Raw genomic sequence first — 11,612 nt, 5'->3', positions numbered from 1 at the left:
TATTGATGAGCGCACAATTGGATGTGTTCCTGCCTCTGCCGCTGACGACAAAAGGTCCGAGCTATACGTGCGGAATGCTGGCCAGAGGCATGGCGGCGCCGGACTTCCAGATTGCGATTACGACGCCCCGCGCAAGAGGGCACCGGGTGTCTCCTGCGGAAGTCGTCCAGGTGCTCCCGCGCTGGGCCCGGTATATGCCGTATAAATGGGTGCGGTCCCTCGCAGGTGAGAAGATCGAGGGACGATTTCTATCCCAGGTAACGACGGCACAATCCGAAGGTGGTGTAGTTTACATTTGGCCGGACGCATCCCTGGATGCCATTCATGCGCTGAAGAGGAAGAACATCAAGATCTTTCGCGAGATGATCAATTGCCACAGAAGATCGGCCAAGATCATTCTCGACGATGCCTATCAGCGTCTGGGACTTGCCCCCGTTCATTCGATCACCGATGCCTCGGTTCGCGCCGAGCAGGCCGCTCTCGAGGCGGTAGACTACGTGTTCTGCTCGAACACCATGGTCGAGGCGTCGCTTCTCGAAAGCGGCTTGCCCGCCTCGAAACTCGTAAGTGCAAGCTATGGATGGGACCCGCAGCGATTCAGCGGGAGTGGAGAGCTCCTGGCGCCATGCGAGGGGGTGACGGCAGTGTTCGTCGGCTCCATTTGCGTCCGGAAAGGCTGCCATCTGCTGCTTGATTATTGGGCCCGGAGCAATGTGAAGGGGCGTCTGGTGCTGGCAGGTGTCCTCGAGCCGGCGATACGAGAGCGATGCGCGGATCTGTTGGCGAGGCCCAATGTCGTCGTCCTTGACTACGTGAACGACGTCGGTGCGCTCTATCGCGCTGCGGACTTCTTCGTCTTTCCTTCCTTGGAGGAAGGCGGGCCACAGGTCACGTATGAGGCCTGCGGATGTGGCTTGCCGGTCATCACGACCCCAATGGGAATGGGACGGATCGTGCGACACGATCAGGAAGGTTTTGTCCTCGATCCGTACGATCGCGAGGGGTGGGTGGACGCGATCCGTAGTCTTGCCGAAGATGGCGGTCGTCGAAAGCGGATGGGTGCGGCAGCCGCGCAACGCGCGGGCTCGTTTCACTGGGATGAGGTGGCCATCAGGCGACGCCAACAGATATTGGACCGTGTCGCACCCGCGCGGCCGTGCACGACGTCGAGCGGTGGTTTCGTCGGGGGAGGCACATGAGCCGTTCGTATGCGCTGTCGATAACGCTTCGCGTGGCAGTTTTTCCCGCTGTGTTCCAATTGCTTCTCTCGTCCTATTCGGAAGCAGAGACGATCACCTTGCGCGGCAGGACGATTGATCTGAGCGGATTTCCGAACGCGACCAACACTGGCGTTCCCCCGGGGACGACCTTGAAGGAGTCCGATGGGTTCGTGGTCAGCTCTTCAGGCGCGGTAATCGAGGGGCTGGATATCAAGGGAGGGGTCGTAATTGATGCTCCGAACGTAACCCTCAGGAATTGCAAGATTACGTATGATGGTTTTTACGTCGTTCTCATCAAGGGCGGGGTCAAAGGGACCGTGATCCAAAATTGCGAACTCGACAATCTCGGATCGGGCGGCCAGTGCATCGCCGGGCAAGGCTCATTTCTCAGAAACAACATCCGAAATTGCGCCGACGGAATTGCAGTTGGTGGGAACGACACGCTGATCGAGGGAAACTACATTCACGACATGCGGGGGACCGCCGCTTCCCACTTCGACGGAATCCAGGCCGACGGGAATTTTTCACACCTTACGATTCGACATAACACCATCATCAACGACAATATTCAGACATCCGCGATTATGGTCGACAACTACGCGGGGCCGATCGATGACGTGTTGATAGAGAACAATCTGCTGATCGGCGGTGGATACACGGTCTATCTCAATGAGATTGGCAAGGGCCAACTCGGCGGCGGCCCGGTGACGAACGTCACTTTCATAAACAATCAGCTCGCCGGATGGCACTGGGGTGGTCTCGACCTTCGGACCGAGCTTGGCAACATGCCCACCATTTCAGGCAACATCAACAAGACAACCGGCGCAACCATACCGGCTTGGAACAGGCCGGTGTCGAAGGCAATAAGGTAACGGAGCACTCAAGCGGAGCGCTCGTCAATGCGCCGTCGGAGCAACCCGGATATGGTGCGCTCTCGCGTACGGGCCGATACTAGGACGCCTGCGAAGCATCCAGGGTCTTTCTGTATGCATCGCGCAGCTGTTGGGAGGCCTCATCGTAGAGGAAGGATAGGAATACATATCGGCGATCACGTGTTACGGAGGTCACTTCGTGCAAGAGCGAGCAGGAGAACACTATTGCGTCTCCCGGTGGAGCACGGAAAGTCTGGTGGCCGAATTCGGGGAAGCGAAGATTACCGCCTTCGTAATCTTCGTTCAGGTTTATTGTCACCGCAAAGCGGCGATGAGCTACGACGGGCGATGTGTTATCGCGGTGCGGCCGAAAGTAGCCTCCGGTTGCCGCGTCGTAGCAGCCTACGAGATATCGCTCGATGCGCGTCGTGTTGAACTGAAAGGCGCGATAGACGATCGGCAAAAGGCGACGTTGGAGAAGATCTCGGGTTTGTTGGAGCGTAGGTTGATCAGAGATGTAGTAGTCGAGGCGTTTCCTGAAGTTCGTATCCGTGCGCTCGAGGATCTTTCCCTGGTTTTCGATCAAGCCAATTTCACGCCCGCCGGTCACGTCATAGAGATCGATCAACCGACGGCAGAAGGCGCGATCGAATACCTGGGGCACCACCAGCACCGGCGCGTTTTGCGCGAGCGGAGGTTTTGCCAGGAGTTCGGTAAGTCTCGACACGATACGTTCAACAAATGCGGCTGGCTCGGTTAGGGGTAATATCTCGATGATCTGCAGCGTCGGACTGAGTATGAACGCGGCTGGACGGATCGTTGCGGGAGGCCCAGCCGCAGGTTCTGTCACCCCGTATTTCTTCGCGATCATGCTGTTCTGGTCCCAAAGAAGAAGCTGCCCAGGGGGCCACTGGCGCGCGCGCTCCTGCTCGAAATCATTCGGATCGCTGCTGATGCCCAAAAGGAGCGCGTGCTCGTGGTCGAGCAAATTGTCGCGGCGCGCGAGTGTCGCAAGCACCTCGACCGCATCGGGCCGGGCGGCGGAGCCCATGAAGAACAGGACAATGTACCGGCCTGCCAATTCATCGAAGGCAACCGTACTGGCAGAACTGCGGTCGGTGGCCGCCGAGAACCACGGAGCCGGTTCGCCAACGCTGAGAGGTGAAGTTGTCGTCATGTCCTGCTGATCTTTCTGAATTCGCCTCTCCGTGGAGGGAGTACCTTCGAGTTTGACCAAACGCTCGATCCAGTTGGGGGATTTATTGATTTAATCTCGGCAGCGAACGTAGCTCGTCACGCGCCGCCATTGCGTATTTGAGGCCAACATGATGTCGCTTCTGTGGTGTCGTCCGGCCGGTCAAAAAGCCGGCGCGTTCGCGATCAGATCGCGGACGGTCTCTCCCCTTCTAAATCGTGTCCGATGGATGCGCCCATACCGATATTAGAGAATATTTCGCTCCTGTCCGTCTGCGTTGATTAAGGAAAATCTCATGCAACAGAAATCGTCAGGGTTTGTTTTCAGCAAGCTGTACGACAACAGAATTTCCGCGCCGCTCAAGTGCTCGATTGTAAGGTCGATCGCCCGCAGAAACAGATCGCGCGCGATGCTCAACCACTATTATGGCTTGCTTGACGATCGGGCCAAGTCTCGTTTCCACGCACGATACGCGAAGATATTTCGAGATCAGAGCGATGATCGCCTGGCGCCCGGTGACTGGACTGTTCACTTTGACGACAAGGCAATCCGGCTGCCGCTCAGATCGTCATTGTTGTGGCTTGACTGGGACAGCGCGGTCTCAATCGTCGGGCACGACGTGGAGATCAAGCAGACATATGTCGAGCTGGTCAAGTCGGATCAACGTCCCGCGCTTTTCCTGGACGTTGGAGCCAACTACGGAACACATTCGGTTCTCTTCCTGTCGGCCGGCATACCGACGGTCTCGTTCGAACCAAATCCGAGCTGCTTCTCGTATTTCCAAACGGTTTGCGAATTGAATGGCCTCGAAGGGTGGCGATGGGAGCAGGTTGCAGTTGGCGATCGCTCCGGCCAGGTCGACCTGGTTTATCCTGAGAATGAGACGTGGTTGGGCTCGGTATCTCTGGATGTCATGTCAAGCGTGAAGAGCACGGGCAAGGTGATAACGAAGCAGGTGCCGCTCAGGAGGATCGACGACTATCTGGACGATATTGGCCGCGACAACATGCTCATCAAGATCGACGTGGAAGGATTTGAGCGCGAAGTCATCCAAGGCGCTTCGCAGTTGCTCACGCGATATCGCCCAAAGATCATATTCGAAAGCAATACGACAAAGTCGCGGGGGGACTTTTTCCGGCTGCTTAGCGATTACGGATACTCCGTCTACCCGCTCCCGTATCGACCGTCTGCGGGTCTTGCCGCGCTGCGGCGAGATGCATTTTTGGAGAGTGCGGCGACCAATTTCATCGCGGTCGCGGGCTGATCGGCAACTGGCCGCCATTGGCGTCCTTGACCGTTGCGTCCGGTCCCCTGCGTCCGCGCGTCCTAAGGCTGGGGACGGGCGCGATTCCGAACATTTGCCGTTGTCCGGCCTGGTGTGTCCGGCGCGCCGATTATTTATTATTTAATTGCGATAGAATATTCGGGGGCGATATCCCGTCGCTTCCTGGGTTTCGGCGGTTCTCGGCCGCTGTACCGTCGTGCTTTTCCAGCTCCCATATAATGGGTGCTTGCTCGGCCTCCTTGTCGCACGTGCTCCAGTTCAATCCTGCGAGTTTCGTGATAAAAGAAGTGTGCTGAGAAAATGATTCTCGATGCGATCGCGCTATTCTTCGCTCTGCGGAATGTGCGGTGCCATCCGGGAACGCTACTGCGAGCGGCGTCTAGGTACCACTGGGGACGGAATTGAATTGTGGATTTGCGCGGTGCGGCCAGGGGGCTGAATGGCGCAGGTTGCGGCGCGTAGAACTGAAGAATCACGGCAATGTCTGATATTTAATGGCGTTGTGTCGCAAGACGCTGCCCTCGCGGGGCTGGGGATTTGGGCAGGGACGCAAACAAAGACCTCAGGCAGGCCCGCATGTCGTCTAAAAAAAGCCGTCCGCAACCGACCATTTCGCTCGCGTCGTGTAGGGCGGCGTGACACTTCGGATCGATTTCTTGGGGACATAAACTAATTAAATCGATCCGAAATCACGCCGCCATCAAACTAAACCACTATGGAGAACGATTTTGGCAACTACAGCATGGGCGGATGCAACGAATACGGGGGTGCAGGCCGGGGTGGCTCTCACCGCCTACAACGGCAATCTCGTCGTCAATACGCCGGGGGCGGTGATCAGCGGACTCGATATTAAAGGGACGGTGGTAATCAACGCTCCGAACGTCACGCTTGTGAACTGCAAGGTGGCGTCGTCATCCTACTACGTCGTCAATGTGGCTACCGGGGTGACGGGAGTTACGATCCAGAACTGCGACATCAACGGGATGGGCGGTGGCGGCCAGGGCATCGCCGGCGCTGGAACCTTTATCAGTAACAACATTCATGGAACGGCCGACGGCATCGGTGTCGGCGGCAGCAACACGGTCATCCAGAACAACTACATCCACGATATGCAGGGCACGTCCGGCTCGCATTTCGATGCAATTCAGGCCGACGGCGGGTTTTCGAACCTGACCATCAGCCACAACACCATCATCAACGAGCAGATCCAGACGTCGGCGATCATGCTCGACAACTATTGGGGGTCGATCAGCAACGTCAAAATCGACGACAATCTTCTGATCGGCGGCGGGTACACGGTCTACATCAATGAGATCGCCAGCGGCCAACCGGGCGGTGGCAAGGTCACCGGGGTGTCCTACACGAATAACCACGTCGGCGGTGGTTATTTCGGTGATCTCAATCTGAGAATGGAGCTCGGAAGCTCGATCGTCCAGAGCGGAAATGTCAATGACGGCCTTACTCTGAAGGCTACTCTCAATACGTCCGCAAACACCGGCAGCGGGTCGAGTGGCGGCTCCACTGCGCCCGGAGCGCCCGTCATCGCGTCGTTCTCGACCGATAGCGGCACCTCTGGTGACAAGATCACCAACGACAATACCGTCGAGCTCAAGGGCACCGCTGCTGCCGGCAGCACGGTCAAGTTCTACGACGGTACGACCCAGATTGGTTCGACGACTGCGAATTCGAGCGGAAATTGGGACTATATCACGAAGGTCCTGACGGACGCCAAGCATACGCTGACCGCAACGGCGACCAATTCATCGGGGAAGACCAGCGCGGCGTCGTCTGCGTTGGCAGTCACCGTTGACACCAAAGTGGCTGCGCCGACCATTGCCAGCAACAAGGTGAACAGCGCCAATCAGGTGGTAATGTCGGGCAATGCCGAAGCGAGCAGCGTCGTAAAGGTGTTCGACGGCGCGACCCAGATCGGGAGCGCGACGGCGAACAGCAGCGGCGTGTGGACCTATACGTCCGCCGCCCTTGCGGTCGGTGCGCACAGCCTCACGGCGAAGGCAACGGACGTGGCAGGCAACATCAGCGTGGCGTCCTCCGTAGTCACGGCCAGCGTCACCTCGACGTCCCCCACCGCGCCGACGTCGCCCACCACTCCGACGTCCCCGACCTCTCCGACGTCGCCCACTGCTGGCACGGTGATCGAGTCGGCCGGTGCGACACGTCTGGTTGAAAGTGGCGACAAGTTCTACCTCAATGGCAGCACCGGCACGGGTCCCACGCTGAAGCATGGCGGTGTGGCCTTCGTCGATGGGTCGGATGGCACCTGGGCTCCCATTGCCGCGGAAAAGACGGCGACGGGCTATCAGGTCGTCTGGAAGGAGGCGAGCACCGGCAAGTACACGGCCTGGAACACCGACAGCAACGGGAACTATGTTTCCCACGTAAGCGCCTTGAAGGATTCCGGATCGGGCGTGTGGGGTTCGAACTCTGGCCTTAAATCACTGGAGACGACCTTCCACCAGGATCTGAACGGTGACGGACAGATCGGTACTTCCACCACGTCCACACCGACGTCCCCCACCTCTCCGACCTCGCCGACTGCTGATAAGGTGGTCGAGTCGGCTGGTGCGACACGTCTCGTTGAGAGTGGCGACAAGTTCTACCTCAACGGCAGCACCGGGACAGGCCCCACGCTGAAGCATGGCGGTGTGGACTTCATCGATGGGTCAGATGGCACCTGGTCTCCCATTGCCGCGGAAAAGACGGCGACGGGCTATCAGGTCGTCTGGAAGGAGGCGAGCACCGGCAAGTACACGGCCTGGAACACCGACAGCAACGGAAACTATGTTTCCCACGTGAGCGCCTTGAAGGATTCCGGATGGGGCGTGTCGGGTTCGAACTCTGGCCTCAAGTCACTGGAGACGAGCTTCCATCAGGATCTCAACGGTGACGGGCAGGTCGCGACTTCCAGCGTAGCTGCGGCCACCAGTCAGGTCGCTGCGACTTCGAACTCGACAAGCAGCACGACCAAGATGAGCACGTCCGGCAACGACGTCCTTTCTGGCACGACCAAGGCCGACACATTCACGTTTGCCGCGAATTTCGGCAACGATGTCATCAAGGACTTCGTGGCGCGCGGACCTGCTCACGACACGATCGAGTTCAGCAAGAGCGTGTTCGACAGTTTTGCGAGTGTTCTCTCCCACGCGACCCAATCAGGCGGCGACGTCGTGATCGCGGCGGCGGGTGACACTCTCACGCTGAAGAACATGAAGGTCGGTTCGTTGAACAGCCACGACTTCCACTTCGCGTAAGGTGCGGGCATCCGCACCGAGTAGTACTCAACAACTGCCTTGGGGATCTCTTGGGGGATCTTCCGACAAAGGCATGGTTCAAGGGCGGCTACCATGATGGACTTTGGACGGCGGGGGGGATTCCCCCCGCCCACGAATCTCATTCGAATTCCACTTCTTCACATCTCAGAGCTCTGGGCGGCTGGACGGCAGTGGGCGGAAGACGCCGAACTGCGGACACCGCAACTGGTCGGCTGGGCGAAGCGCCCGATCGAAGCCCTGCGACAACGAATATTCACCGGTCGACACAGGCCGGCGGATCACTATGACGACTCGCAGTCGGAGCTGTCGGCCTTCCTGCGGTCTTGCCGCCGGATTTTCTGGGCACTCGCGGCCTTCAGCGGGATGAGCAATCTCCTCATGCTCACCGGTTCGTTCTTCATGCTGCAGGTCTACGATCGGGTGCTGCCCGGGCGCAGCATACCGACACTGATCGCCTTGATGGTCCTGGCGACGGTGCTCTACCTGTTTCAGGGTGGGCTCGACTTCATCAGGAGCAGGATCAGCGCCCGGGTCGGGCGGTATTTCGATGAAGTGCTCGGCGCTCGCATATTCGACGCGCTGGTTCGCCTGCCTCTTAAGACCAGGGCGGATGGCGACGGCTTGCAGCCGGTGCGGGACCTTGATCAGGTCCGCAGTTTCCTGTCGAGCGGTGGGCCGACGGCACTATTTGATCTGCCCTGGATGCCGATCTATCTCGGCGTCTGCTTCCTCTTTCACTTCTGGATCGGCGTCACTGCGCTGGTCGGCGCGCTGGTGCTGGTCGGCATTACGATCCTCACGGAAACTCGCACCCAAGGGCCGGCAAAGGCGTCCTCGCGTCTGGCCGTTTCGCGAACTGCCCTTGTGCTCGAGGGGCGGCGAAATGCCGAGGTCCTGCAGGCCATGGGCATGCGGCAGCAGGCGGGCTTGCGTTGGCGGGACGTCAACGCGAAGTACCTCGCGGCGCATGAGCGGGCCAGCGATGTCGCAAACGGGCTCGGTGGCGCTTCCAAGATCTTCCGGGCGATCCTGCAATCGCTGGTTCTGGCCGTCGGGGCCGTCCTCGTCATCAACCAGGAATCGACGGCCGGCATCATCATTGCCGGATCGATTCTCACCGCGCGCGCACTGGCGCCGGTCGAAATGGCCATTGCGAACTGGAAAGGTTTCGTCGCCGCGCGGCAATCGGGCTATCGGCTCGATCACTTGCTGAAGCTTCTGCCTCAAGAGGAGGAGCGGTTGGCGCTGCCTGCGCCTGTTGCAACCCTCACCGCCGAGCACCTCTATGTCGGCGCTCCGAACGCCGAGAGGGCCACCCTCAGCGAAGTGTCATTCCAGCTGCGGAGTGGGCAGGCGGTTGGAATCATTGGTCCGAGCGGATCCGGCAAGTCGACGCTGGCACGTGCGCTGGTTGGGGTGTGGCCGTGCACTCGAGGCCGGATCCGGCTCGACAACGCCGCCCTCGATCACTGGTCTTCGGACGCCCTCGGCAAGCACATCGGTTACCTGCCTCAGGATGTGGAATTGTTCGACGGCAGCATCGCAATGAACATTGCGCGGTTCGATCCCCAGGCAACGGCTGCCGCTGTTTTGGAGGCCTCGCACTCCGCGGGCGCGCACGATCTCATCCTTTCGCTTCCTGATGGCTACAGCACGAAGATCGGCGAGGGGGGATTAGCGCTATCCGCCGGCCAGCGGCAGCGCATCGGGCTTGCGCGCGCCTTTTATGGCAAACCCTTCCTGGTCGTGCTCGATGAGCCCTCGTCCAATCTCGATGCCGAGGGCGAGGAGGCTTTGACCGAGGCGATCCTGAACGTGCGCCGTCGGGGAGGAATTGTCGTCATTGTCGCCCACCGCCCGAAGGCGCTGGAAGGTGTTGACCATGTCCTGTGTCTCGGGGAAGGCAAGGTTCAGTCCTTCGGCAAGAGAGAAGAGGTCCTCAGGAAAGTGTTGCGAACTCCGGTACCGCTCAAAGTCGTCGCGGAAGCTCAGGGAGGCGGCCGATGAGCGGTCAGGTGGCGCCAGCGTTGCAATCGATCCAGCGTTACATGATCGTTGGAATGATCATGCTCGCTCTGGTGACGTTTGGGGTCGGTGGTTGGGCGACAACGACCCAATTGTCGGGCGCGGTGATCGCTCAAGGCACGGTTGTGGTGGATTCCAGCGTCAAGAAGGTCCAGCACGCCACGGGCGGAATCGTGGGAGAGTTGCGCGTGCGGCAAGGCGACCGGGTCAAGGCAGGCGACATCCTGATCCGCCTCGACGAGACTCAGACGCTCGCGAACGCGACAATCGTCACCAACAGCATCGATGAGCTGTTCGCACGGCAGGCTCGTCTCGAGGCCGAGCGCGATGGCGCCGACCAGGTCACGTTTCCCAAGGTGCTGCTCGACCGGGCCATGGAGAGCAACTCCGAGGCGAATCGTGCAATCACCGCGGAGCGTAAGCTGTTCGACCTGCGTCGTCAGGCGAGGAGCGGCCAGAAAGCGCAGTTGCAGGAGAAAAGCGCGCAGCTGGAAAACGAGATCAAGGGCTATATGGGCCAAACCGAGGCCAAGCAGAAGGAAGTCGAATTCATCCGCCAGGAGCTGGAGGGCGTGCGCAGCCTCTGGCAGAAGAATCTGGTGCCGATCACGCGGCTCAATGCCCTTGAGCGTGACTCCGCCCGCATCGAAGGCGAGCGCAGCCAGCTGGCCGGAATGATTGCTCAGTCGAAGGGCAAGATCTCGGAAATCGGACTCCAGATCATTCAGGTCGACCAGGACCTGCGGACCGAAGTCGGCAAGGACCTGATCGACACGCGCTCGAAACTCGCCGAACTGAGCGAGCGCAAGACTGCCGCTATTGATCAGCTGAACCGGGTCGATATCAGGGCTCCGCAATCCGGCCGTGTCCACGAGCTGAACGTCCACACCGTTGGCGGTGTCATCTCGCCCGGCGAGCAGATCATGCTGATCGTACCTGATGCAGATTCGCTCGCGATCGAGGTCAAGATCGCACCGCGCGATATCGACCAGGTCTATGTGGGGCAGATCGCGACGATGCGGTTCGCAGCGTTCAACCAGAAGACCACGCCCGAAATCGACGGGGAGGTCGGCATGGTCTCGGCAGATATTACGCAGGATCAGCGCGCCGGCACGAGCTACTACACGGGCCGCGTCATGCTGAAGCCGGAGGAGCTGGCGAAGCTCGGGTCGGCCAAGCTGCTGCCTGGCATGCCGGTCGAGGTCTTCATCAAGACGGCAGGTCGGACCGCGCTGTCGTACTTGCTCAAGCCGCTGCAGGATCAGGCGGGGCACGCGTTCAAGGAGCGTTGAACTGGTACCAGATAGCGGCGCTCGACTGAATGCATCCGGAGCTGGCGCCCGATCAGTGGGCGCCAGCTTTGCGGCCAGGCTCTGAAAGAGTGGCGGAGCGGCTGGTGGAGGTATCGGTAGCGGACGTGCCGCGCTGACGAAAGCGCGTCACGAGCCAAGACGGCGTGTGCGGTCTGGTTTGTTGAATCCACCACTGCATTTTGGCGACATCGGCGCGGCGCAAGAGACCCGGCGGGGCGATCGTGATGGATTCGCCCCACCTACGGCTCAGCCTTAGGAAATAGCGCGCCTTTTGCCGGATCGACCGTGGTCGATGCCTATTGCTTCTGGGGGAGACTACGGGGTGCTCGAGCGATCGTCCGCTCAGTACGTCCATTCGTTTGGCGTACAAAGTCATTGCGACCACGAACACGAGTATTGTGGCTTCCGC

Annotated in this window: 7 protein-coding genes; 6 read left to right on the top strand and 1 reads right to left on the bottom strand. The window is 59.6% G+C overall.

Features of this window, described 5'->3' with window-relative positions:
* Positions 1–5: 5 nt before the first annotated feature.
* Positions 6–1,199: a glycosyltransferase family 4 protein gene (locus NLM27_RS18015; protein WP_254144580.1), complete on the top strand. Its 1,194-nt coding sequence runs from the start codon at positions 6–8 to the stop codon at positions 1,197–1,199.
* On the top strand, positions 1,196–2,092 hold the full coding sequence (locus NLM27_RS18010; RefSeq protein WP_254144579.1) for a right-handed parallel beta-helix repeat-containing protein: 897 nt from the start codon (positions 1,196–1,198) through the stop codon (positions 2,090–2,092). The genes NLM27_RS18015 and NLM27_RS18010 overlap by 4 nt, the downstream gene beginning before the upstream one ends.
* 79 nt (positions 2,093–2,171) lie before the next feature.
* Here the strand turns inward: NLM27_RS18010 and NLM27_RS18005 are convergent, their stop codons facing one another.
* Positions 2,172–3,329 carry a 2OG-Fe(II) oxygenase gene (locus NLM27_RS18005; protein WP_254144578.1) on the bottom strand — a complete coding sequence of 386 codons (1,158 nt, stop codon included), beginning with the start codon at positions 3,327–3,329 and terminating at the stop codon, positions 2,172–2,174.
* Positions 3,330–3,582: 253 nt separating this feature from the next.
* Here NLM27_RS18005 and NLM27_RS18000 point away from each other — a divergent pair, with 253 nt between their 5' ends.
* The 4 genes from NLM27_RS18000 to NLM27_RS17985 all read left to right on the top strand — a co-directional run bounded on the left by NLM27_RS18000 (position 3,583) and on the right by NLM27_RS17985 (position 11,182).
* Positions 3,583–4,551: an FkbM family methyltransferase gene (locus NLM27_RS18000; protein ID WP_254144577.1), complete on the top strand. Its 969-nt coding sequence runs from the start codon at positions 3,583–3,585 to the stop codon at positions 4,549–4,551.
* A 749-nt stretch (positions 4,552–5,300) separates the two neighbouring features.
* The gene (locus tag NLM27_RS17995) at positions 5,301–7,844 is read left to right on the top strand and encodes an Ig-like domain-containing protein (RefSeq protein WP_254144576.1); all 2,544 of its coding nucleotides are present in this window, start codon (positions 5,301–5,303) and stop codon (positions 7,842–7,844) included.
* A gap of 93 nt (positions 7,845–7,937) precedes the next feature.
* Positions 7,938–9,872 carry a type I secretion system permease/ATPase gene (locus NLM27_RS17990; RefSeq protein ID WP_254144575.1) on the top strand — a complete coding sequence of 645 codons (1,935 nt, stop codon included), beginning with the start codon at positions 7,938–7,940 and terminating at the stop codon, positions 9,870–9,872.
* Entirely contained in the window at positions 9,869–11,182 is a 1,314-nt protein-coding gene (locus NLM27_RS17985) for an HlyD family type I secretion periplasmic adaptor subunit (RefSeq protein WP_254144574.1), read from the top strand. Before NLM27_RS17990 ends, NLM27_RS17985 begins: the two co-directional genes overlap by 4 nt.
* The last annotated feature ends 430 nt before the right edge of the window (positions 11,183–11,612 follow it).

The organism is Bradyrhizobium sp. CCGB12 (assembly GCF_024199845.1).
GTDB lineage: Bacteria > Pseudomonadota > Alphaproteobacteria > Rhizobiales > Xanthobacteraceae > Bradyrhizobium.
The sequence above is the reverse complement of the archived record's forward strand: the minus strand, read 5'-3'. Positions and strand labels throughout refer to the sequence as shown.

Excerpts from the sequence above, each read along its gene's own strand:
- NLM27_RS18010 (WP_254144579.1), top strand. The coding sequence starts at position 1,196 with ATGAGCCGTTCGTATGCGCTGTCGATAACGCTTCGCGTGGCAGTTTTT.
- NLM27_RS17990 (WP_254144575.1), top strand. The coding sequence starts at position 7,938 with ATGATGGACTTTGGACGGCGGGGGGGATTCCCCCCGCCCACGAATCTC.
- NLM27_RS18000 (WP_254144577.1), top strand. The coding sequence starts at position 3,583 with ATGCAACAGAAATCGTCAGGGTTTGTTTTCAGCAAGCTGTACGACAAC.
- NLM27_RS18015 (WP_254144580.1), top strand. The coding sequence starts at position 6 with ATGAGCGCACAATTGGATGTGTTCCTGCCTCTGCCGCTGACGACAAAA.
- NLM27_RS17985 (WP_254144574.1), top strand. The coding sequence starts at position 9,869 with ATGAGCGGTCAGGTGGCGCCAGCGTTGCAATCGATCCAGCGTTACATG.